The organism is Corynebacterium sp. MSK035, from assembly GCF_030232615.1.
GTDB classification, from domain to species: Bacteria; Actinomycetota; Actinomycetes; order Mycobacteriales; family Mycobacteriaceae; genus Corynebacterium; species Corynebacterium jeikeium_D.
Genome location: NZ_JASPJP010000002.1, coordinates 282,136 through 305,329, shown reverse-complemented (window position 1 = coordinate 305,329; position 23,194 = coordinate 282,136). Strand labels below are relative to the sequence as shown.

The window sequence follows — 23,194 nt, the reverse complement described above, 5'->3', positions numbered from 1 at the left end:
GAGCTATTCTTTGGTGATTTGTGGTGTGTGGTCTGGGGTTATGGTGGCATGCGGACACACTTTTCTTTACTTAACCCGAACTTTCTCGCGGTGATTTTTTGTTTGTAGGGGCCGTTGGTGGGGATGCGGGGCAGGGGTTTGGGGTAGGGGCTCGAGTGAGGGGCTCTGGATTAAGCGGGGGCAGGGGCTCGAGTTAGAGGCTCGAGTTAGAGGTCAGCCACTCATCGATGAGTTATTCACTTATGGTTCCGCTGGGGCTCATCGATAAGTGAATAGATTATCCATAAGTGCGCGCCAAATGTCTGCAAACATGACAAGAAATACCGCTGCCTACCTGCTGATTTGTGCTTAGTGGTGATTTCGGGTTAATCTTTGCAAGGCTTCACGGAGAGCACAGAACGAAACAAAGCGGTCAACAATTGGCCACGGAGTTACGTGCTGAGTTCAACGGATGCTGATGCCCCCTTAGCTCAGTCGGCAGAGCGTTTCCATGGTAAGGAAAAGGTCGACAGTTCGATTCTGTCAGGGGGCTCTGTTCTTTTATACGGACTTATGTCCGGTAGAGAATAGGGGCGATGTAGCTCAGATGGTGAGAGCGCACGACTCATAATCGTGAGGTCGGGGGTTCGATCCCCCCCATCGCTACTACGGACAGTGATGTTCGTCGAACCCCGCCTTGATTATGCAGCAATGCAGTAAGGTGGGACATTGTCAGCTAAGGACTGAGAAGTTCTTTCGCTGGTGGTGAAGGGGCGTGGCTCAATTGGTAGAGCAGCGGTCTCCAAAACCGCAGGTTGCAGGTTCGAGTCCTGTCGCCCCTGCAAGTACCCGTCATCCAGGGCGTATGAAAATGCGTCTGGGTGGCGGGTTTTTCGTTTATGTTCGGTGGCGGTGGGGCAATGCGAGTTACTGACTGCGTTTATGACAAAAACAGCCCGAAAAATGGCTTGAAAGTGTCATAAACCCATACAGTTTCACATTTGCAGCCCCAAGTTCGCATCCCCGAGCGAGCGGCCGAAGCGAGCAGCCCGAGCTAGCAGCCCGTAGTTCTTTGGGGTTGTCAGAATCGAATCTCGAAGCCTGCGGTTCCCACGAAGGGCATTTCTTCGATAGTGTGGATTATCGGCTAGAATTTACGCACTGAACCAGACTTGCTCTGCACAGTGGGGGCTTGGCTCCGGAGAACATCCCTGGGGTTTGCCCTTGAAGAATTCACGTTTGAGTTTCACTGTGCAGTATCTTTAGGTCTCATATGCACGAAGTAGCGAAGGAGCATCGTGTCTGAGGAAAACCAGACTTTCCAGGCGGCGGCTCGCCCGTCCGGTAAGCGCCAGGCGACGGGCGCGCAGACCACCGTGGCGAAGAAGCCTGCGCGTGAGAAGGAGACCAACGAGCTTTCGACTCGTAATCCTTTGGTTTTCATCAAGCAGGTTGTTGACGAGCTGCGCAAGGTGATTTGGCTGACCGGCCGCCAGATGGTCACCTACAGCATCATCGTGATTCTGTTCCTGATTGCCATGATCGCTCTCGTGTGGGGTGTGGACACGCTGGCCGGTCTGGGTGTCCGATCGGTGTTGGGTAAGTAATCGGTTATACTGTTTCGCAGTGATGCTTTTCATCCCGCCTCCGAGTTCCGGACGGCGGGATTATTCGTTAGCGCAGCTGGTGTCTGGCTGTGCGAAGTGATTGCGGATGGCATATTGGCTCTTAGGACTCTTTAGGCGAAGATGCCAATGTCGCGAACCGTTGATGTAGATACAAGAGGGGTTAGCACGACATGAATGATGGTCAGAATATTTTCTCCGACGCCCAGTCCGCGGATGCTGCCGCAACTGAGCAGGATGCGCAGGACGCACCGGCTCAGGTAGAAGCTCCGGCCGAGGGTGCAGTCGCAGCCGCAGCCGACGCAGCCGCAGCTGACTCTGCTGCAGCAGAAGCAGCGCCGGCAGAGGAGACTGCCGCTGACGCTGAGGCACAGGCAGCTGCTGACGCAGATGCCGAGTACCGTAAGCGCCTGCGCGAGTTCCAGCGTGAGCTCAAGCGTCGTCCGGGCGACTGGTACATCATCCAGTGCTACTCCGGCTACGAGAACAAGGTGAAGACCAACCTGGAAATGCGCGCCCAGACCATGGGTGTCGATGAGCAGATCCACGAGGTCATCGTTCCGGTTGAGGAAGTCGAAGAGCGCAAGGACGACGGCAAGAAGAAGATCGTTAAGCGCAAGCTGCTGCCGGGCTACGTTCTGGTTCGTATGAGCCTGGATGACCCGTCCTGGTCCGTCGTCCGCGACACCCCGGGTGTTACTTCCTTCGTCGGTAGCGAGGGCCAGCCGTCCAAGGTCAAGATTCGCGAGGTCGCTAAGTTCCTCATGCCGAAGGAGACCATCACCGCGGACGCCGCTGAAGAAGCTGCAAATGCTGACGGTGAGCTGGCTGTCGCAGCGGCGCCGCAGGCGGAGAAGAAGGCCGTCGCCATCGACTACGAGGTCGGCGAGTCCGTCACCATCCTGTCCGGTCCGTTCGCATCCGTGGCTGCGACCATCTCCGAGATCGACCCGGACACCGGCCGCATGAAAGCTCTGGTTTCCATCTTCGGCCGTGAGACCCCGGTCGAGCTGGGCATCGATGAGGTCGAGAAGCTGAACTAGGCCTCGCACTAAGCCGGCCGCCAAGCCAAGCGCCGAGCAAGGCACCAGCTAGCTCGCTCGCGCAACCAATCCGGTAACGGATTTTGATGCACGCCATACGCTGCGGTAACGTAGCCAGGCGTGCATTTTTGTGCCTTGAGCACAGATGCGCCAAGTAATTCGTATCCCCGGTGGCTGGCACCAACTCGATGACCAGCGCCAGCGGCCATGATGGTCGAGGGCGCAAGGGTCGTCGTAAAGCGTCGGCATCCGGACGGGGTGAGTCGCCTTTTCATCGGGGCGGCGTGCCCCGGTAACTAGGAAGTAGGTTAATCCGATGGCTCCGAAGAAGAAGCTTTCTGCGATTATTAAGCTGCAGATTCAGGCTGGTCAGGCTAACCCGGCTCCGCCGGTTGGTCCGGCACTGGGTGCTCATGGTGTCAACATCATGGAGTTCTGCAAGGCTTACAACGCAGCAACTGAGAACCAGCGTGGCAACGTTGTCCCGGTTGAAATTTCTGTCTACGAAGACCGCTCCTTCACCTTCGTTCTGAAGACCCCGCCGGCAGCTAAGCTGCTGCTGAAGGCCGCTGGCATTCAGAAGGGCTCTGGCGTTCCGCACACCAACAAGGTCGGTTCCGTGACCTGGGAGCAGTGCAAGGAAATCGCCGAGCTGAAGAAGCCGGACCTGAACGCTAACGACATCGAGATGGGTGCACGCATCATCGCCGGTACCGCTCGTTCCATGGGCATCACCGTCGAGGGCGCTAAGTAAACCGTCAGCGTTTAGCTGCTCCTTCATCAAGTGGTAGGGCCAGCTTCGGCCCGCTACACACCACAATCCAACCATTTCACTTAATTGAGATTGGACTTTTCATGAGCAAGAACTCTAAGGCATACCGCGCCGCCGCCGAGAAGATCGACGCCGGCCGCATCTATTCTCCGCTCGAGGCCGCTAACCTGGCCAAGGAGACTTCCTCCAAGAACTACGACGCCACTATCGACGTCGCTATCCGCCTGGGCGTTGACCCGCGCAAGGCTGACCAGCTGGTTCGCGGCACTGTCTCCCTGCCGAACGGCACCGGTAAGACCGTCCGCGTTGTCGTTTTCGCTGCTGGCGAGAACGCCACCAAGGCTGAAGAGGCTGGCGCTGACTTCGTCGGCTCCGAGGAGCTGATCGAGAAGATTCAGGGCGGCTGGACCGACTTCGACGCTGCTATCGCTACCCCGGACCAGATGGCCAAGGTTGGTCGCGTGGCTCGCATCCTCGGCCCGCGTGGTCTGATGCCGAACCCGAAGACCGGCACCGTTACCCCGGATGTCGCTAAGGCTGTCACCGAGATCAAGGGCGGTAAGATTTCCTTCCGCGTCGACAAGGCTGCAAACCTGCAGGCTGTTATCGGTAAGGCTTCCTTCGACGCTGAGAAGCTGGCCGAGAACTACGGTGCGCTTATCGACGAGCTGATGCGCCTCAAGCCGTCCGCTGCTAAGGGTAAGTACCTGAAGAAGATCACCGTCTCCGCCACCAACGGCCCGGGCATCCCGGTTGACACCAGCGTGATCAAGGACTACACCGCCTAAATCAGCATCAGCCGATAGGCGAGTGTGCTCTTCACGAGTCACTCGAGAGTGACTCTGAGCAAAGCTCTTTAAAACCGCCGCCGCGCGCACTTTCCCACAGTGTGTAAGGTGGCGGTTTTGCATTGGCATAAGGGGTATCGATAGCGCGGTGGGGGCTTGGGCGCGGTAGACGTCGTAAAGCGAATTGCTAATCCAAACAACTAATCCAGGCGAAATGGACTCACAGCCAAAGTTTGTTGCTTAAAATCGCGACTATGACGTTAATTTTGGAACCCGAAGAAGGGCTGGAGGCGCTCGGCGAGATTAATCGCCTGGCGCAGCTCGACGACGGTTCCGGAATTATTGAACCGCAGCTCATCTCGTATCTCGACTCGTTGGGCGACGATGCCTATGACATGCCCTGCCTGCGCATCGCGGGACAGACTCTGCTGGGCGAGGTACTGACGGGGCTAGGAGAGGACGAGCGCGTAGCTGAGGTCCTTCGCCGCAATATCCAGGACTCTGTGGTGCTTCCGGGGATGAGTGAGGAGGAAGCTCTACAAGCTCGGGCGGCGCAGGTCGTGGTCGTGCGGCTGTTGCGCATCATCGCGCGGATGGAGGCCGTCGAGCTGCGTAATGTCGTGGCGCAGCAGTGCCTGGCATCGCAGATCCCGCCGGTTGTGCGCGTGGCACTGACACTCACCGTGGATATTCTCGACGCCGCCAGATTGGACGCACATCCCGACGACATGGTGCGCGTGGTGCTCGACTACGCCGACCAAGTGCTCTGGCTTGCCGACGACGACCTGAATGCGTACTTTGCCGAGCTCGAGATGATTGTCCAGCAACGTGAGAAGGACCTGGAGTTCGGCCGCTTCGGAGAGCCAGGTCCGGCGCGGTTTGGATAGGCGATTTGGTTAATTGCCAGGGTCTGGTATAAAGTTTCTTCACGAAGTTTGACCGGCTTCCAATCGGTACCAACATCGAGTTGGGAAGATGGAGGTTGGTACTCAAGTTTCACCGAAGACCGTCGGTCATTCGCTTTGAAAGAAGCGGATTGAAGGTTTCATTGTAGGAATACAGTGAGCGGCCCACGCAGGAGGACTTGGAAGCGCTTGCGCAGTTTGACTTCACCTGTTGTCCTTGCGGTCGGCGGAGTTGAAGCGGAACATGCCACAAGAATTGTGCGCCCCATCCTTGTGCGAGGATTGGGGCGTTTGTTGTATTTGCGCAACAGAATCCTTTACTTGGCCGAGCGGAAAATTGCAAAGACCAGGAAGGAGGCGAGAGTACACATGGCAGCAAATGCTGAGAAGATTGCAGCTGTTGCAGCGCTGAAGCAGGACGTCGAAGAGTCCAACGCTATCGTGCTGACTGAGTACCGCGGCCTGTCCGTTGCGGAAATCACGGAACTGCGTCGCGCCCTCGGTGCTGATGTTAAGTACTCCGTCGCCAAGAACACCATGATCAAGATCGCTGCCGACGAGGCAGGGATTGAGGGTCTTGATGAGCACCTGAACGGCCCGACTGCAGTCGCCTTCATCAAGGGCGAGGCTGTGGATGCGGCTAAGGCGATTAAGAAGTTCGCCGGTGACAACAAGAACCTCGTGATCAAGGGCGGCTACATGGACGGTGCTGCAATGGATGCAGCACAGTTCGAGGCTCTTGCGGATATGGATAACCGTGAGACCACGCTGGCAAAGCTGGCTGGTGCCTTCAATGGCGTTCTGGCGAACGTCGCTGGCCTGCTCGACGCTCCGACCTCCTCGGTTGCCCGCCTTGCTGCGGCACTCGAGGAAAAGAAGTAATCCCGAGCGGCTCGCGATCTACGCGAACTAAATCACGCGAAAAACTTTTCAATATCACTTTGACGGCTTCGACCCCAGGGATCTCTGAGGGGAGCGGCCGCACCACACTCATAGGAGAATATCCATGGCTAAGTACACCACTGAGGAACTGCTCGAGGCTTTCAAGGAAATGACCCTCGTTGAGCTCACCGAGTTCAAGAAGGCTTTCGAGGAAGAGTTCGACGTTACCGCTGCTGCTCCGGTTGCAGTTGCTGCTGCAGGCGCTGCTGGCGGCGAGGCTGCTGCTGAGGAGAAGGACGAGTTCGACGTCGTCCTCGAGGACGCTGGCGCTAAGAAGATCGGCGTTATTAAGGCTGTCCGCGAGATCGTCTCCGGCCTGGGCCTGAAGGAGGCTAAGGAGATGGTTGAGTCCGCTCCGAAGGCTATCCTGGAGGGTGCTTCCAAGGACGACGCTGAGGCTGCTAAGGCTAAGCTGGAAGAGGCTGGCGCAAAGGTTGCCCTCAAGTAATTCAATTACTTGCCTCGGCCCCGGTAGTGGCCTAAAGCTACCAATTATGACCGCCAATTCTGGGCTTCGTGCCCGGGGTTGGCGGTTCTTTTGTTTCTGGGGCCTTTGCTAACCCGCCTGACCCGGGCAAAACCTCACTAATCTCACCCGTCACAGGGAGTTGAGGCAAAAACCAGCCCACTCATTGTCTTGATTACCCTTATTGGCCTGTAAAGTATCTAACATGCTCTCACGGCCGAGAATTCTGTCTATCCTTCTGTTGGGTCTAGGCACCGCACTGCTTGCTGCTGGCATTTTGCTGCCCAAAGTGCTCAATGTTGATCCCAAAATGCCGCTTGACCTGCCGCCGGTGTCGTATACCCTGCGGGCGGAAGACGGCGTATCCACCAGGATTAACGAAGAGGGCAAGCGGGAAGAAGTGCACTCGCCGCTGCAGCGACAGCTTCACGGCGTGCTCATCGAACCCGCGGATGCGGACAAGGTTTCGCTCCGCGTCGGCGTGACTGAAATGCGTGAGCTTCCCCCTGAGGTTATCGGCACCGACCCGCTGACGGAGCTTATCGAGGCCAATATCTGGACAGTTACCATCGACCGACTCACCGGCGAGGCGCTGGCTCCTGCGACGCTTGTCGACCGCATGGCGGGCGTTCCACGGTCAGTGGCTTTCGAGGGGAACTGGGTGAAGCTCCCGGCCGACACGGAGGAAAAGGAATACCTGATCTTTGATGATCTCCTCCACGATTCCTTACCAGCAAAGTTTGTCGGGGAAGAGGAGCGCGGTGGTAACCGTGTCCTGCATTTCCGTCAGGACATTGAGAAGACGAATCTCGCCCAGAAGTACCGTTCTTATGTCTCTCAGCTAACCCAGGATGACAAGTCCGGCTTCCTCCAGTACCAGGGCACCCGTGATTTGTGGGTTGAGCCCAAGTCTGGCTCGGTCATCGATATGGCCGAGGACATCCACCTTTGGTGGGAGACCCGCGACGGCGAGCCGATCATGGACTACCTGCGCTTCAACGGCAAGATGGACGAAGGCCTTTCCAATCAGCTTCTCTTTGGCGCAATACAGAATTTCCAGCGCCCAGCTCTAGAGCCGTGGTCAATCGGCCTCATTGCGTCCGGTTCAATTCTGGTATTCATCGCAATCGTGGGCATCGTGCGTCCTTCGACCCGTCGTAAAGCAGAGTAACGCTTTACGACGGCCATAGCGCCCAGGCCTCATCGTTATATCGGTAACGGGTGAATGCGACACGCCCGATTTGTCAAGTTGTACTAGACAACTGCCAGTTTTTGACATAGGCTAAATCGTTGCGCTGGAATTAGTGTATCTGTCGCCAGCTCTTTTATAGTTTGCGCTCGGAGCGCGGGGCTATTATGTAGCACCGTTTTTCGTGCATCTAGCTGTTAAAGGAGTTGCTGCGGCGCCGCCGTTAGGGCTCGGGGCTCGCCTTTAAAGGCTGGTCTTGGAGGCCAAGTGGCGGGGGAATCACTTTCGTGTGTGACCAAAGGTTAGACGCAAAGTATCCCGGTGCGCAACAGAAATAATTCCTGCAACTTGAATCGCGTATAAACCAAGCGGGCGGAGCGCACCACCGGTTGCCGGTGTGCTCCACCGCGTGAGGTGCTGGAAGGACGCATCTTGGCAGTCTCCCGCCAGACCAAGGCAGTAACCGGTATTCCCGGAGCTTCGAAGAGGTACTCGTTTGCAAAGATTCAGGAGCCGATTGCGGTTCCTGGTCTGCTCGACCTGCAGCGTGAGTCTTTCGCATGGCTCATTGGCACGCCTGAGTGGCGTGCTCGTCGCCAGGAGGAGCTCGGAGAAGACGCTCGGGTTACCAGCGGTCTCGAAGATATTCTAGAAGAGCTCTCTCCGATTGAGGACTACTCCCAGAAGATGTCCCTGACGCTGTCGGACCCATGGTTCGACTCCGTTAAGAACACCGTGGATGAGTCCAAGGATAAGGACATCAACTACTCGGCTCCCCTCTACGTCACCGCGGAGTTCACCAACCGCGAGACCGGTGAGATCAAGAGCCAGACTGTCTTCATCGGTGACTTCCCGATGATGACGGACAAGGGTACGTTCATCGTCAACGGAACTGAGCGTGTCGTTGTTTCTCAGCTGGTGCGCTCTCCGGGCGTCTACTTCGATGAGACCATCGACAAGTCCACCGAGCGCCCGCTGCACTCGGTGAAGATTATTCCGTCGCGCGGTGCGTGGCTGGAGTTCGACGTCGACAAGCGGGACACCGTCGGCGTTCGTATTGACCGTAAGCGTCGCCAGCCGGTCACGGTTCTGTTGAAGGCTTTCGGCTGGACCACCGAGGAGATCAAGGAGCGCTTCGGCTTCTCTGAGATCATGATGGCCACCCTGGAGAAGGACGGTGTTGCAAACACCGACGAGGCTCTGCTGGAGATTTACCGCAAGCAGCGCCCGGGTGAGCCGCCGACGCGCGAGTCCGCGCTGGCTCTGCTGGAGAACAACTTCTTCAAGCCGAAGCGCTACGACCTGGCTAAGGTCGGTCGCTACAAGGTCAACCGCAAGCTGGGTCTGGGCGCTGATGCCTCCGGCGAGATGGTTCTGACCGAGCAGGATATTGCTACCACCATCGAATACCTTGTGCGCCTGCACGACGGCGAGAATGTTATGACCTCGCCGGAAGGTGTTGAGATCCCGGTTGAGACCGACGATATCGACCACTTCGGTAACCGTCGTCTGCGTACCGTAGGCGAGCTGATTCAGAACCAGGTCCGCGTGGGTCTGTCCCGCATGGAACGCGTGGTTCGTGAGCGCATGACCACTCAGGACGTGGAGTCGATCCAGCCGACCACCCTGATTAACGTGCGCCCGGTTTCCGCGGCTATCCGTGAGTTCTTCGGTACTTCCCAGCTGTCCCAGTTCATGGACCAGAACAACTCGCTGTCGGGTCTGACCCACAAGCGTCGTCTGTCTGCACTGGGCCCGGGTGGTCTGACCCGTGACCGTGCTGGCCTTGAGGTTCGAGACGTTCACCCGTCCCACTACGGTCGCATGTGTCCAATTGAGACCCCAGAGGGTCCGAACATTGGCCTGATTGGTTCGCTGTCCTGCTACGCACGCGTGAACCCGTTCGGTTTCATTGAGACTCCGTACCGTCGCGTCCGCGATGGTGTCATCACCGACGAGGTCGACTACCTCACCGCTGATGAGGAAGACCGCTACGTCGTCGCGCAGGCCAACACCCCGATCGACGAGAACGGCCACTTCGTTCAGGAGACTCTGTCTGTTCGTAAGAAGGGTGGTGACGTCGAGTCCGTCCGCGCCGATGAGGTCGACTACCTCGATGTTTCCCCGCGTCAGATGGTCTCCGTGGCTACCGCCATGATTCCGTTCCTCGAGCACGACGACGCTAACCGTGCCCTGATGGGTGCGAACATGCAGCGCCAGGCTGTGCCGCTGCTGCGTTCGGAGGCTCCGTTCGTCGGTACTGGTATGGAGCAGCGTGCGGCTTACGACGCCGGCGATGTCATTGTCGCTTCGGCCACCGGTGTGGTCGAGACCGTGTCGGCAGACTTCATCACCATCATGGATGATGAGGGCCAGCGCCACACCTACCTGCTGCGCAAGTTCGAACGCACCAACCAGGGCACCTGCTACAACCAGAAGCCACTGGTTGACGAAGGCCAGCGTGTTGAGGCCGGCCAGGTCATCGCTGACGGTCCGGGTACCGACAACGGTGAGATGGCACTTGGTAAGAACCTGCTCGTGGCATTCATGCCGTGGGAAGGACACAACTACGAGGACGCCATCATCCTGAACCAGCGCATGGTTGAGGAGGACATCCTGACCTCGATTCACATCGAGGAGCATGAGATTGATGCCCGCGACACCAAGCTGGGTCCGGAGGAAATCACCCGTGACATCCCGAACGCATCCGAGGAGATGCTGAAGGATCTGGATGACCGCGGTATCGTCCGCATCGGTGCCGACGTTCGCGACGGTGACATCCTGGTCGCTAAGACCACGCCGAAGGGCGAGACTGAGCTGACTCCGGAGGAGCGCCTGCTGCGCGCTATCTTCGGCGAGAAGTCCCGCGAGGTCCGTGACACCTCCATGCGTGTTCCGCACGGTGAGTCCGGCAAGGTCATCGGCGTCCGCGTCTTCTCCCGTGAAGACGATGACGACCTGGCACCGGGTGTCAACGAGATGGTCCGCGTCTACGTTGCGCAGAAGCGCAAGATTCAGGACGGCGACAAGATGGCAGGTCGCCACGGTAACAAGGGTGTTATCGGCAAGATCCTGCCGCAGGAGGATATGCCGTTCCTGCCGGACGGCACCCCGGTCGACATCATTCTGAACACCCACGGTGTTCCGCGTCGTATGAACATCGGCCAGGTCCTCGAGGTTCACCTCGGCTGGCTGGCGAAGGCCGGCTGGAGCATTGAGGGCGACCCGGATTGGGCTAAGCGTCTTCCGGCTGACCTGCACGACGTTCCGTCCGACTCCCTGGTTGCAACCCCAGTGTTCGACGGTGCTGAGAACGAGGAGCTCGCTGGTCTGCTCGCGTCGTCCCGCCCGAACCGTGACGGCGAGGTGCTGGTCAACGCTGACGGTAAGGCCACGCTGTTCGACGGCCGCTCTGGCGAGAAGTTCCCGTTCCCGGTTTCGGTGGGCTACATGTACATGCTGAAGCTGCACCACCTGGTCGACGAGAAGATTCACGCTCGTTCCACCGGTCCGTACTCCATGATTACTCAGCAGCCGCTGGGTGGTAAGGCTCAGTTCGGTGGTCAGCGCTTCGGTGAGATGGAGGTGTGGGCAATGCAGGCATACGGCGCTGCCTACACCCTGCAGGAGCTGCTCACCATCAAGTCCGATGACGTGGTTGGCCGCGTCAAGGTCTACGAGGCAATCGTGAAGGGCGACAGCATTCCGGATCCGGGTATTCCGGAGTCGTTCAAGGTGCTTCTGAAGGAACTGCAGTCGCTCTGCCTGAACGTTGAGGTCCTTTCGGCCGACGGCGTTCCGGTTGAGTTGGGCTCCTCCGACGATGAGGAACTCGACCACGCGACCGCTTCCCTCGGCATTAACCTGTCCCGCGATGAGCGTTCCGACGCTGACTCCGCATAGTTTCTCGCTTAACGACGAAACATTGCGTGAGTATCAGGGTCGGGAAGCCCTAACTCGCGAATAACCCAACACAGACGACAACGTACAAAAACCTCCGCAGAGAATTTGGTTTCCGCATTACTTCGATGCGGAGGGAAAGGGAAAACAGGTGCTCGACGTCAACAACTTTGACGAGCTCCGGATTGGGCTCGCTACCGCCGACGACATCCGCCGCTGGTCTCGCGGTGAGGTCAAGAAGCCCGAGACGATTAACTACCGTACGCTGAAGCCGGAAAAGGATGGCCTTTTCTGTGAGCGTATCTTCGGCCCGACCCGTGACTGGGAGTGTGCTTGTGGTAAGTACAAGCGCGTTCGCTTCAAGGGCATCATCTGTGAACGCTGTGGCGTTGAGGTGACCAAGTCGAAGGTTCGCCGTGAGCGCATGGGCCACATTGAGCTGGCCGCTCCGGTCACTCACATCTGGTACTTCAAGGGTGTGCCGTCCCGCCTCGGCTACCTGCTCGACCTGGCTCCGAAGGATCTGGAAAAGATCATCTACTTCGCCGCCAACATCATCACCTCCGTGGATGAAGAGGCTCGCCACAACGACCAGGAAACCCTCGAAGCAGACATGCTCGTGGACAAGAAGCTGGTTGAGGACGACCGCGACCAGGAGCTGGCCGAGCGTGCCCAGACCCTGGAAGAGGATCTGGCTGAGCTCGAGGCAGCCGGTGCCAAGGCTGACGCCCGTAAGAAGGTTCAGTCTGCAGCCGAGCGCGAGATGCGCCACATCCGTGAGCGCGCCCAGCGCGAGCTGGATCGTCTCGACGAGATCTGGAACACCTTCATCAAGCTCGAGCCGAAGCAGATGATTATCGACGAGGGTATTTACACCGAGCTCGTCGACCGCTACGAGGACTACTTCACCGGTGGTATGGGTGCTGAGGCTATTCAGACCCTGATCCGCAACTTCGACCTGGCCAAGGAGGCCGAGGAGCTGCGCGAGATTATTCGCGACGGCAAGGGGCAGAAGAAGATGCGCGCCCTCAAGCGCCTGAAGGTTGTCACTGCATTCCTGCAGTCCGGCAACGACCCGGCCGCTATGGTGCTCGACTGCATTCCGGTGATTCCGCCGGAGCTGCGCCCGATGGTGCAGCTCGACGGTGGCCGCTTTGCGACCTCGGACTTGAACGACCTCTACCGTCGTGTCATCAACCGCAACAACCGCCTGAAGCGCATGATCGACCTCGGCGCTCCGGAGATTATCGTCAACAACGAGAAGCGCATGCTTCAGGAATCCGTTGACGCACTGTTCGACAACGGACGTCGCGGCCGCCCGGTCACTGGTCCGGGTAACCGCCCGCTGAAGTCCCTGAGCGACCTGCTCAAGGGTAAGCAGGGTCGTTTCCGTCAGAACCTGCTGGGTAAGCGTGTTGACTACTCCGGCCGTTCGGTTATTATCGTCGGCCCGCAGCTGAAGCTGCACCAGTGTGGTCTGCCGAAGCTGATGGCTCTCGAGCTGTTCAAGCCGTTCGTGATGAAGGAGCTCGTGGCCAAGAGCTACGCGCAGAACATCAAGAGCGCAAAGCGCATGGTTGAGCGTCAGCGCCCAGAGGTCTGGGACGTCCTCGAAGATGTCATTACCGGACACCCGGTTCTGCTGAACCGTGCACCTACGCTGCACCGCCTGGGTATTCAGGCGTTCGAGCCGGTCCTGGTTGAGGGGAAGGCAATTCAGCTGCACCCACTGGCTTGTGAGGCTTTCAACGCCGACTTCGACGGTGACCAGATGGCAGTCCACCTGCCGCTGTCCGCTGAAGCACAGGCCGAGGCTCGCGTCCTGATGCTGTCCTCGAACAACATTCTGTCGCCGGCTTCCGGTAAGCCGCTGGCTATGCCGCGTCTGGATATGGTCACTGGCCTGTACTTCCTGACGCTGGAGAAGCCGGAGCTGCCGGGTGGCCACCAGGATGCCACCGAGGACGCACCGGAGCAGGGTATTTACACCAGCCCGGCCGAGGCCATCATGGCTTACGACCGCGGTGCAATTGGCCTGCAGAGTCCGATTAAGGTGCGCATCAGCCACCTGCGTCCGCCGGCTGAGATTGAATCCGAGCAGTTCCCAGACGGTTGGAACAAGGGCGATACCTGGCTGGCTTCGACCACGCTGGGCCGCGTTATGTTCAACGACCTGCTGCCGTGGAACTACCCATACGTCGAAGGCGTTATGGCTAAGAAGCCGCAGGCTGCAATCATTAACGACTTGGCTGCCAAGTACCCGATGATTACGGTCGCTCAGACCGTCGACAAGCTCAAGGATGCTGGTTTCTACTGGGCTACCCGTTCTGGTGTCACCATTGCTATGTCTGACGTGCTGGTCCTCCCGAACAAGCGGGAGATTCTGAACGGCTACGAAGAGAAGGCCGCCACGGTGGAGAAGAAGTTCCGCCGCGGTAAGCTCTCGGCTGCTGAGCGTCACGAGTCGCTGGTTAACCTGTGGAAGGCCGCGACGGCTGAGGTCGGTGAAAAGGTCGAGGCTCTGTACCCGGATGACAACCCGATTCCGATGATCGTGAAGTCGGGTGCCGCCGGTAACATGGGCCAGATTCACTCGCTGGCCGGCATGAAGGGTATGGTTACGAACCCTCGTGGTGAATACATCACCCGTCCGATTAAGACCTCCTTCCGCGAAGGCCTGTCGGTTCTCGAGTACTTCAACAACTCGCACGGTTCCCGTAAGGGTCTGGCCGATACCGCGCTTCGTACCGCTGACTCGGGTTACCTGACCCGTCGTCTGGTTGACGTTGCACAGGACGTCATCGTTCGCGAAGAGGACTGTGGTACCCACGATGGTGTCATTGTCGAGATTGGCGAGGATGTTCTGGACGCAGCCGGCAACCCGACCGGCGAGATCCGTCGTGCGAAGTATGTCGAGACCGCCGCGATTGCTCGTGTGCTGGCAGCCGATGTCACCGACGCTGAGGGCAATGTCCTTATCGCAGCTGACACCGACCTGAACGACGACCACATCACCCTGGCTCTCAGCCACGGTGTCAAGGAAGTCAAGGTCCGCTCGGTTCTGACCTGTTCCACCGCAACCGGTGTCTGTGCCAAGTGCTACGGTCGCTCGATGGCAACCGGCAAGCTCGTCGACATCGGAGAGGCTGTCGGTATTGTCGCTGCGCAGTCCATTGGTGAGCCGGGTACCCAGCTGACCATGCGTACGTTCCACCAGGGTGGTGTCGGTGGCGACATTACCGGTGGTCTGCCGCGCGTCCAGGAGCTGTTCGAGGCCCGCGTGCCGAAGAACAAGGCTCCACTGGTCCGCGAAAACGGTCGCGTGCGCCTGGAGGAGGACGAGCACTTCTACACGCTCACCCTCATCCCGGATGCCAACAGCGAAGACGAGGTTGTTTACGACAAGCTGTCCAAGCGTCAGGGCCTGGCTGAAATCACTGTCGATGGCCGTCGTCGCGCCATCCGCGATGGTGACCACGTGGTCAAGGGTCAGCAGCTGCTCAAGGGCGCTGCCGATCCGCACGAGGTCCTCGAGGTTCTGGGCCGCCGAGGCGTCCAGCGCCACCTCATCGAGGAAGTCCAGTCGGTCTACCGTGATCAGGGTGTGGCCATTCACGACAAGCACATCGAGGTTATCGTCAGCCAGATGCTGCGCCGCGTGATTGTGTCTAAGCCAGGTGACTCCGAACTGCTGCCAGGTGCACTGGTCGAGCGCTCCACGGTCATGGCGAAGAACCGCGAGATTGTCGCCTCCGGTGGCAGCGTCATCGAAGGCCGCCGCGTGCTGATGGGTATTACCAAGGCATCGCTGGCCACCGAGTCCTGGCTGTCCGCCGCCTCCTTCCAGGAGACGACGCGCGTGCTTACCGACGCCGCTATCAACAAGCGCTCGGATAAGCTCATCGGCCTGAAGGAGAACGTGATCATCGGTAAGCTGATCCCGGCTGGTACGGGTATCTCGCGCTACCGCAACATCACGGTTGAGCCGACTGAGGAAGCTGCCCGCCAGGCAGCCGCCCCGTTCGCTTCCTTCGGCGAGGGCTTCTACGGTGCCGAGGACACCTACGGCATCGATCAGGTCGGTTCCGCAGTTCCGCTGGATGACATCGGAACCTTCGAGTAGAAATCAATAGCTTTGCGGCAGCGGCTGGGGGAGCGGGAGAATTCCCTCGGTCACTGTCTGGCAAAGCACCTCGCCTGACAGTTGGGGCTTCGTGCGCTAACTGTTAGGTGGCAACCGGAAAAATCCTCCGGCACAGTTGTGGCTTACTAGCGGATTGCTAGTTCGTCACGGTCGTGCCGGAGGATTTTTCTTTGTCGAGGCAACCCAACTGGAAAACTCGGCTGGAGACTGAAGAAAGGCGATAGGAACAGAGGCAGGGGCAGGGGAGGGAGGGCTAGGGGCCCGTCCCGGCCTCCCTCCTCTACATCTTGAGAGCCTCTGCAATCGGAGTGTTGCCCTCGTTGAAGTTAATCATGCGACCAACGGTAGCCTCGTTGAACACGGTCTGCGCGATGACATTGGCAACGGTCGCACGAGCGACCTCGCCTGCCTTGTCCGCCGTGGTGTCGATGGAATCCTGGCCCTCGTTGAGCGTGAGCGCACTCGGGCCGAGAATGGTCCATTCCAGGTTTGAAGCGCGCAGCGCTTCGTCGGCTGCAGCCTTGGACTCGGCATAGGCAAAGAAGCTGTGATCCTCTGGAACGCCATGGTCGTGGCCCGCACCAAAGTAAGAGACCATCACGTAGCGCTTAACGCCAGCCTGCTCGGCTGCGGCAATCGAAGTAATAGCTGCGTCGCGGTCGATCGCGTACGTCCGTTCTGGTGAACCTCCACCAGCGCCGGCGGACCAAATCACAGCGTCGTGCCCGCTGAGAAGGTCCGCAAACTGTTCGGTCGAGAGACTGGCGATGTCGTAAACGGCTGGTGTGGCGCCGAGAGCCTCGATATCCGGAACCTGGTCGGGGTTGCGAATAACAGACGTGACCTCGTAGCCATCGTCGATAAGTAGGGGAGTAGCGATTTGGGCCACCTTGCCGTGGCCGCCAATGACAATAACCTTCTTAGACATGTCCCCACCTATACGCTGCCAGTACACTGCTGGCAATGAAGAAGGCATTCGCCTGTGGTGAACATGGCGATTAAGTTTCTCCAGCGCTGATGCAGGACAGTACTATGGGCAAACCGAACGGACGGCAGAATTGGCCGCGTTATCGATTCAAACCGGCATAGTAACGTCTGCGTCTTTTGGGGCGAGGCGCGCCGTGCTGAACACCCAAAAATTTGATCACCAAGCCCACAAGCGCTCAAAGTGCTTGAAATTTATAGGCCATTACCAGGGTGTTTGGACTAAACCCGCAGCTCGCGTACTGTTATACAACGATCCCAGAAAAGAATTGGGAACTTGAGACATTACCCAGTAGGCCAGCGAGAGCGGCTGACTGGGTTTCGCACGTTCAAAATCCCTCCATTTCTTGCGTTCAACCGATGGGCTCACCACTGGATGAGTAATAACTTTTCTTGTGATGCATTCACACGGAAGGTGGTTACTCCGCTGCGGTTGGCATCGGTCGTGAGAATGTCCAGCGAGGATTGAAAACAGAAAGAGGCTTCATGCCCACTATTCAGCAGCTGGTCCGCAAGGGCCGCCATGACAAGAAGGCTAAGGTTGCAACCGCAGCTCTGAAGGGTTCCCCTCAGCGCCGCGGCGTTTGCACCCGTGTTTACACCACCACCCCGAAGAAGCCGAACTCGGCTCTTCGTAAGGTCGCTCGTGTCCGCCTGACCTCCGGTGTCGAGGTTTCGGCTTACATTCCGGGTGAGGGCCACAACCTGCAGGAGCACTCCATGGTGCTCGTTCGCGGTGGTCGTGTTAAGGACCTCCCGGGTGTCCGCTACAAGATCGTCCGTGGTTCCCTTGACACCCAGGGCGTCAAGGACCGCAAGCAGGCTCGTTCCCGCTACGGCGCAAAGAAGGAGAAGTAAGCCATGCCACGTAAGGGCCCAGTACAGAAGCGTCCTGTCGTCAACGACCCGGTCTACGGCTCCCCTCTGGTGTCGCAGCTGGTCAACAAGGTTCTGATCGACGGTAAGAAGTCGACTGCAGAGCGCATCGTCTACGGTGCACTTGAGATGTGCGAAGAGAAGACCGGTACTGATCCGGTGCTGACTCTGAAGCGCGCAATCGAGAACGTCAAGCCGGCTCTTGAGGTTCGTTCCCGCCGTGTTGGTGGCGCCACCTACCAGGTCCCGGTCGAGGTTCGTCCGGGCCGTGGCACCACGCTGGCACTGCGCTGGCTGCTGATGTTCTCCCGTCAGCGCCGTGAGAACACCATGACCGAGCGTCTCGCTAACGAGATCCTCGATGCATCCAACGGCCTGGGTGCATCCGTCAAGCGTCGTGAGGACACTCACAAGATGGCGGAAGCAAACCGCGCATTCGCTCACTACCGCTGGTAATCGCTTATCGACGGAGGCCGCGAGTGGTCACCGTCGTAAAGCAGCTGCCGGTATGTCAACGGCGCGCGTCGGTCGAGGTCCACAGATCTTTAAGGGTCACTCAATAGGGGCCAGCCCGGCGCTTACACCCGATGTCTTGCGTAGAATTTACGCAATAGGTGTACGTCACGGCGCGACTTCGCGCCAAGACGGTGGCATTATAGATAAAGCAAACCCGACCGACGGCGGATTTGACGGCCAATTGCAATCCCGTGATTGAGTCTCACCGCCAAACCGATTTGAAACGAGTGGGGAATCAAGTGGCTGAAGGTGCACTTCCCGTAAAGAAGGACCTCCACAAGGTCCGCAACATCGGCATCATGGCGCACATCGATGCTGGTAAGACGACTACGACCGAGCGCATCCTGTACTACACGGGTATTAACCGCAAGGTCGGCGAGACTCACGATGGTGCGTCCACAACCGACTGGATGGAGCAGGAGAAGGAGCGCGGTATTACCATTACCTCCGCTGCTGTGACCTGTTTCTGGAACGACAACCAGATCAACATCATCGATACCCCGGGCCACGTCGACTTCACCGTTGAGGTTGAGCGTTCCCTGCGTGTGCTCGACGGTGCCGTCGCAGTCTTCGACGGTAAGGAAGGTGTCGAGCCGCAGTCTGAGCAGGTTTGGCGCCAGGCTCAGAAGTACGATGTCCCGCGTATTTGCTTCGTCAACAAGATGGACAAGCTGGGCGCTGACTTCTACTACACCGTTGGCACCATCGTTGACCGCCTCGGTGCTAAGCCGTTGGTTATGCAGCTGCCGATTGGCGCTGAGGATGACTTCGACGGCGTTGTTGACCTGCTGGAGATGAAGGCCCTCATGTGGCCGGGCAAGGTTGAGATCGGCACTCCTGCGCAGGTCGAGGAGATTCCGGCGGACATGGTCGACAAGGCTAACGAGTACCGTGAGAAGCTCATTGAGACCGTCGCTGAGTCCGACGAGGAGCTCATGGAGAAGTACTTCGGTGGCGAAGAGCTGACCATGGACGAGATCAAGGGTGCCATCCGCAAGATGGTCCTGAACTCTGAGGTCTACCCGGTCTACTGTGGTACCGCCTACAAGAACAAGGGTGTTGAGCCGCTGCTCGACGCTGTCATTGACTTCCTGCCGAATCCGCTGGACATCGGTGAAGTTCACGGCCACCAGATGGGCGACGAGGACGTCGAAATGGTCCGTAAGCCGTCTAAGGATGAGCCGTTCTCCGCTCTCGCATTCAAGATTGCTGCTCACCCGTTCTTCGGCAAGCTGACCTTCGTCCGCGTTTACTCCGGTCGCGTGGAGCCTGGTCAGCAGGTCCTGAACGCCACCAAGGACAAGAAGGAGCGCGTCGGTAAGCTGTTCCAGATGCACGCCAACAAGGAGAACCCTGTTGACGAGGCAGTGGCAGGTAACATCTACGCCTTCATCGGTCTAAAGGACACCACCACCGGTGACACCCTGTGTGCACAGGATGCTCCGATTGTTCTGGAGTCCATGTCCTTCCCGGATCCGGTTATCGACGTTGCTATTGAGCCGAAGTCCAAGGCCGACCAGGAGAAGCTGAGTACCGCTATTCAGCGTCTGGCTGAAGAGGATCCGACCTTCACTGTTCACCTGGATGAGGAAACCGGCCAGACCGTTATCGGCGGTATGGGCGAGCTCCATCTCGACGTCCTGGTTGACCGCATGAAGCGCGAGTTCAAGGTTGAAGCAAACATCGGTAACCCGCAGGTTGCTTACCGCGAGACCATCCGCAAGCCGGTCGAGAAGTTCGAGTACACCCACAAGAAGCAGACCGGTGGTTCGGGTCAGTTCGCCCGCGTCATTATTGCTCTGGAGCCGTACGCTCCGGCTACTGACGAGGTGGAAGAGGGCGAGTCCACCACTTACAAGTTTGTCAACGAGGTCACTGGTGGTCGTGTTCCGAAGGAATACATCCCGTCTGTCGACGCTGGTATTCAGGACGCAATGCAGTACGGTACCCTCGCTGGCTACCCGCTGGTGAACATCAAGGCAACCCTGCTCGATGGTGCTTACCACGAAGTTGACTCCTCTGAAATGGCCTTCAAGATCGCTGGTCAGCAGGCTATGAAGGAAGCTGTTCAGAAGGCTAAGCCGGTCCTGCTCGAGCCGATGATGGCCGTTGAGGTCATTACTCCGGAAGAGTACATGGGCGAAGTTATCGGTGACATCAACTCCCGTCGTGGCCAGGTCAACTCCATGGAAGACCGCACCGGCGTCAAGGCTGTCAAGGCTCTGGTTCCGCTGTCCGAGATGTTCGGCTACGTTGGTGACCTGCGCTCCAAGACCCAGGGTCGCGCTAACTACACCATGATTTTCGACTCCTACGCTGAGGTTCCGTCCTCCGTGGCCGAGGAGATCATTGCAGCTCGTACCGGCGCTTAAATCGCGCCGGTAGGGTGGGGCACTCAATCAGAGTTGACCCCATCCCTGCACGCACTGCACTGTCACTCTCGTTAGAGGACGCAGTGCGAGGGTCTGCACCTTTAATAGATTCCCTTAGCTTTGACTGTGCTGAGACATCGTCAGACTGCTGGCGTGTGTTAGCACAGGGAAGCTCTAGGGGGTAGCTGCTCGCAATTCATATCGTTGGGCGATTTTAAATCGCAGCTCAAATATCTAGCATTTATGCAGGTAAATGACGATGTGAGTTGCTGGCCGTTACCCACCCTTAACTAGGGGGTTGGTCTGGTTTGGAAAACTCCAGTATCCTGCCCTAGTATCGAGTAACTGGCACAGTGAAAGAATAGTGCTCTTTTGCGCGCGCACGTTCCGAAGTCGTAAGCGAACAGCTTGAAGGCTTCTGATGTTGTGAAGGCGGATTGAGTGACCACAAAATTGTGGCTGCGAGAGTCGTGGCCACCTAGACCTCCAGGAGGACTAAAAGTGGCAAAGGCGAAGTTCGAGCGTACGAAGCCGCACGTCAACATCGGTACCATTGGTCACGTTGACCACGGTAAGACCACCACTACCGCCGCTATCACCAAGGTTCTGGCTGACAAGTTCCCGGACCTGAACGAGTCGTTCGCTTACGATGCCATCGATAAGGCACCGGAAGAGAAGGAACGTGGCATTACCATCAACGTTTCCCACGTTGAGTACCAGACGGAGAAGCGCCACTACGCTCACGTCGATGCCCCGGGCCACGCCGACTACATCAAGAACATGATTACCGGTGCTGCTCAGATGGACGGCGCAATCCTGGTTGTCGCTGCTACTGACGGCCCGATGCCGCAGACCCGCGAGCACGTTCTGCTGGCTCGCCAGGTTGGCGTTCCGTACATCCTCGTTGCGCTGAACAAGTGCGACATGGTCGACGACGAAGAGATCATCGAGCTCGTCGAGATGGAGGTCCGCGAGCTGCTGGCTGAGCAGGACTACGACGAGGAAGCTCCGATCGTCCACATCTCCGCTCTGAAGGCTCTTGAGGGCGAAGAGAAGTGGGTCAACTCCATCGTCGAGCTGATGGAAGCTTGCGACGAGAACATCCCGGATCCGGTTCGCGAGACCGACAAGCCGTTCCTGATGCCGATTGAGGACATCTTCACCATTACCGGTCGCGGCACCGTTGCTACCGGTCGTGTTGAGCGCGGCGTTCTGAACGTTAACGACGAGGTCGAGATTCTGGGCATCAAGGAGAAGTCCCAGAAGACCACCGTTACCGGTATCGAGATGTTCCGCAAGCTGCTGGATTCCGCTGAGGCTGGCGACAACTGTGGTCTGCTGCTCCGCGGTACCAAGCGTGAGGACATCGAGCGCGGTCAGATCGTTGCTAAGCCGGGCGCTTACACCCCGCACACCGAGTTCGAGGGTTCCGTCTACATCCTGTCCAAGGATGAGGGCGGCCGTCACACCCCGTTCTTCGACAACTACCGTCCGCAGTTCTACTTCCGCACCACCGACGTCACCGGCGTCGTTTCCCTGCCGGAAGGTGTCGAGATGGTCATGCCGGGCGACAACGTTGACATGTCTGTCAAGCTGATTCAGCCGGTCGCAATGGACGAGGGCCTGCGCTTCGCTATCCGCGAGGGTGGCCGCACCGTCGGCGCTGGTCGCGTTACCAAGATCGTTAAGTAAGGTTTCTCCCCATAGGGGAAATGCTTTAACTTAAGTCTTAGAAGAATCCCGACTCCGCGTAAGCGGGAGTCGGGATTTTTGTATCTGTACATAGCCGACACTAGACGGGGTGGGGGGGGGGCGGCGCAATAGCCGTCGTCAAGCAGACTGTGCCGTAATGGGTGTGATGTACGTTGCACTTTGGAATCGTGATTTTACATTCGTAGCCCGGACGTGCTTTAATACGGAGGTGGCTTTAACAAAGGCGTTCGCGCCAATTGTTGTATCAGGCCCAGCTGGGAACCAGTACGAAATTGGACATAGCGCCTATGGTAAGGCGAGCATGACCACGTAGGGAAGTTTCTTCCCGATCGTGCCTCACGGAGAAAATGGGCGACACGCCCGACCGCGGGGGTCGGAGGTGGCATGGCAAATTAACAGCGGCAGTAGGCAAATGAAGAGCCCCACGAGGGGGACTTGTTTTCCACTGGGATTTGAGTGCAAGGCGTTATTCGTCCGCTCGGGTCATGGCCAAAAGTTAATTTGCCATGACGATCGAAGACGAAATCGCTTTGAAGTAATGCACAACCCAGTTTTAATTTCTGGCGCTGGCCATAGTTGCTGACGGCGTCGAGAAACATTGACAGGGTCGACGCCCCTTTAATTGGGGCGCGCCGACCGAGGAGAGGACAAGCGTGGCCGGACAGAAGATCCGCATCAGGCTCAAGGCCTACGACCACGAGGCTATCGACGCTTCTGCGCGAAAGATCGTGGAGACCGTTACCCGTACGGGTGCACGCGTCGTTGGCCCGGTGCCGTTGCCAACCGAAAAGAACGTTTACTGCGTTATCCGTTCGCCGCACAAGTACAAGGACTCGCGCGAGCACTTCGAGATGCGCACTCACAAGCGTCTGATCGACATTCTCGATCCAACGCCGAAGACAGTCGATGCACTTATGCGCATTGACCTTCCGGCAAGTGTCGATGTGAACATTCAGTGATCCTGGACTTTTGGTAGCGGA

Annotated in this window: 16 protein-coding genes and 3 tRNA genes; 18 read left to right on the top strand and 1 reads right to left on the bottom strand. The window is 58.2% G+C overall.

Features of this window, described 5'->3' with window-relative positions:
• Positions 1–459 precede the first annotated feature (459 nt).
• From QP978_RS02740 to QP978_RS02680, 13 genes are all read left to right on the top strand, one after another.
• A tRNA-Thr gene (locus tag QP978_RS02740) sits at positions 460–532 on the top strand.
• A 39-nt stretch (positions 533–571) separates the two neighbouring features.
• Positions 572–645: transfer RNA gene (locus QP978_RS02735), tRNA-Met, on the top strand.
• Between the two features lie 103 nt (positions 646–748).
• A tRNA-Trp gene (locus QP978_RS02730) sits at positions 749–821 on the top strand.
• 456 nt (positions 822–1,277) lie between these two features.
• Positions 1,278–1,586, top strand: coding sequence for a preprotein translocase subunit SecE (gene secE / locus QP978_RS02725; protein ID WP_284856809.1), 309 nt, complete (start codon positions 1,278–1,280; stop codon positions 1,584–1,586).
• Between the two features lie 191 nt (positions 1,587–1,777).
• A complete protein-coding gene (gene nusG / locus QP978_RS02720) occupies positions 1,778–2,647 on the top strand; it encodes a transcription termination/antitermination protein NusG (RefSeq protein WP_048732408.1) in 870 nt (289 codons plus the stop codon).
• A gap of 316 nt (positions 2,648–2,963) precedes the next feature.
• Complete coding sequence (gene rplK, locus QP978_RS02715; RefSeq protein WP_016422043.1) at positions 2,964–3,401, top strand: 50S ribosomal protein L11; 438 nt, start codon at positions 2,964–2,966, stop codon at positions 3,399–3,401.
• Between the two features lie 101 nt (positions 3,402–3,502).
• Positions 3,503–4,207, top strand: coding sequence for a 50S ribosomal protein L1 (gene rplA, locus QP978_RS02710; protein WP_016422044.1), 705 nt, complete (start codon positions 3,503–3,505; stop codon positions 4,205–4,207).
• 254 nt (positions 4,208–4,461) lie between these two features.
• Positions 4,462–5,094, top strand: a complete 633-nt coding sequence (locus tag QP978_RS02705) for a hypothetical protein (RefSeq protein ID WP_147765949.1) — start codon at positions 4,462–4,464, stop codon at positions 5,092–5,094.
• Between the two features lie 387 nt (positions 5,095–5,481).
• The gene (rplJ, locus tag QP978_RS02700; RefSeq protein WP_016422046.1) at positions 5,482–5,994 is read left to right on the top strand and encodes a 50S ribosomal protein L10; all 513 of its coding nucleotides are present in this window, start codon (positions 5,482–5,484) and stop codon (positions 5,992–5,994) included.
• Between the two features lie 124 nt (positions 5,995–6,118).
• Entirely contained in the window at positions 6,119–6,502 is a 384-nt protein-coding gene (rplL, locus tag QP978_RS02695; protein WP_016422047.1) for a 50S ribosomal protein L7/L12, read from the top strand.
• Positions 6,503–6,725: 223 nt separating this feature from the next.
• On the top strand, positions 6,726–7,691 hold the full coding sequence (gene pgfA / locus QP978_RS02690) for a cell envelope lipid trafficking protein PgfA (RefSeq protein WP_049170045.1): 966 nt from the start codon (positions 6,726–6,728) through the stop codon (positions 7,689–7,691).
• A 432-nt stretch (positions 7,692–8,123) separates the two neighbouring features.
• Positions 8,124–11,612, top strand: coding sequence for a DNA-directed RNA polymerase subunit beta (gene rpoB / locus QP978_RS02685; RefSeq protein WP_284856808.1), 3,489 nt, complete (start codon positions 8,124–8,126; stop codon positions 11,610–11,612).
• 148 nt (positions 11,613–11,760) lie between these two features.
• Positions 11,761–15,732 carry a DNA-directed RNA polymerase subunit beta' gene (locus tag QP978_RS02680; RefSeq protein ID WP_088611918.1) on the top strand — a complete coding sequence of 1,324 codons (3,972 nt, stop codon included), beginning with the start codon at positions 11,761–11,763 and terminating at the stop codon, positions 15,730–15,732.
• A gap of 301 nt (positions 15,733–16,033) precedes the next feature.
• On the opposite strand, the gene QP978_RS02675 is transcribed toward QP978_RS02680, so the two are convergent.
• Positions 16,034–16,681: an SDR family oxidoreductase gene (locus tag QP978_RS02675; RefSeq protein ID WP_049193219.1), complete on the bottom strand. Its 648-nt coding sequence runs from the start codon at positions 16,679–16,681 to the stop codon at positions 16,034–16,036.
• A gap of 542 nt (positions 16,682–17,223) precedes the next feature.
• On the opposite strand from QP978_RS02675, the gene rpsL reads away from it, so the two are divergent.
• The 5 genes from rpsL (at position 17,224) to rpsJ (ending at position 23,173) form a co-directional block, all read left to right on the top strand.
• Positions 17,224–17,595: a 30S ribosomal protein S12 gene (gene rpsL / locus QP978_RS02670; protein WP_038627636.1), complete on the top strand. Its 372-nt coding sequence runs from the start codon at positions 17,224–17,226 to the stop codon at positions 17,593–17,595.
• A gap of 3 nt (positions 17,596–17,598) precedes the next feature.
• Positions 17,599–18,069, top strand: coding sequence for a 30S ribosomal protein S7 (rpsG, locus tag QP978_RS02665; RefSeq protein WP_049193220.1), 471 nt, complete (start codon positions 17,599–17,601; stop codon positions 18,067–18,069).
• 299 nt (positions 18,070–18,368) lie between these two features.
• Entirely contained in the window at positions 18,369–20,501 is a 2,133-nt protein-coding gene (fusA, locus tag QP978_RS02660) for an elongation factor G (protein ID WP_080985608.1), read from the top strand.
• A 501-nt stretch (positions 20,502–21,002) separates the two neighbouring features.
• The gene (gene tuf, locus QP978_RS02655) at positions 21,003–22,193 is read left to right on the top strand and encodes an elongation factor Tu (RefSeq protein WP_016422054.1); all 1,191 of its coding nucleotides are present in this window, start codon (positions 21,003–21,005) and stop codon (positions 22,191–22,193) included.
• Between the two features lie 674 nt (positions 22,194–22,867).
• Entirely contained in the window at positions 22,868–23,173 is a 306-nt protein-coding gene (gene rpsJ, locus QP978_RS02650) for a 30S ribosomal protein S10 (protein WP_003938093.1), read from the top strand.
• The last annotated feature ends 21 nt before the right edge of the window (positions 23,174–23,194 follow it).

Coding starts and splice junctions, on each gene's coding strand:
- nusG (WP_048732408.1), top strand. CDS start 1,778: ATGAATGATGGTCAGAATATTTTCTCCGACGCCCAGTCCGCGGATGCT.
- rplK (WP_016422043.1), top strand. CDS start 2,964: ATGGCTCCGAAGAAGAAGCTTTCTGCGATTATTAAGCTGCAGATTCAG.
- rplA (WP_016422044.1), top strand. CDS start 3,503: ATGAGCAAGAACTCTAAGGCATACCGCGCCGCCGCCGAGAAGATCGAC.
- QP978_RS02705 (WP_147765949.1), top strand. CDS start 4,462: ATGACGTTAATTTTGGAACCCGAAGAAGGGCTGGAGGCGCTCGGCGAG.
- rplJ (WP_016422046.1), top strand. CDS start 5,482: ATGGCAGCAAATGCTGAGAAGATTGCAGCTGTTGCAGCGCTGAAGCAG.
- rplL (WP_016422047.1), top strand. CDS start 6,119: ATGGCTAAGTACACCACTGAGGAACTGCTCGAGGCTTTCAAGGAAATG.
- pgfA (WP_049170045.1), top strand. CDS start 6,726: ATGCTCTCACGGCCGAGAATTCTGTCTATCCTTCTGTTGGGTCTAGGC.
- QP978_RS02675 (WP_049193219.1), bottom strand. CDS start 16,681: ATGTCTAAGAAGGTTATTGTCATTGGCGGCCACGGCAAGGTGGCCCAA.
- rpsL (WP_038627636.1), top strand. CDS start 17,224: ATGCCCACTATTCAGCAGCTGGTCCGCAAGGGCCGCCATGACAAGAAG.
- rpsG (WP_049193220.1), top strand. CDS start 17,599: ATGCCACGTAAGGGCCCAGTACAGAAGCGTCCTGTCGTCAACGACCCG.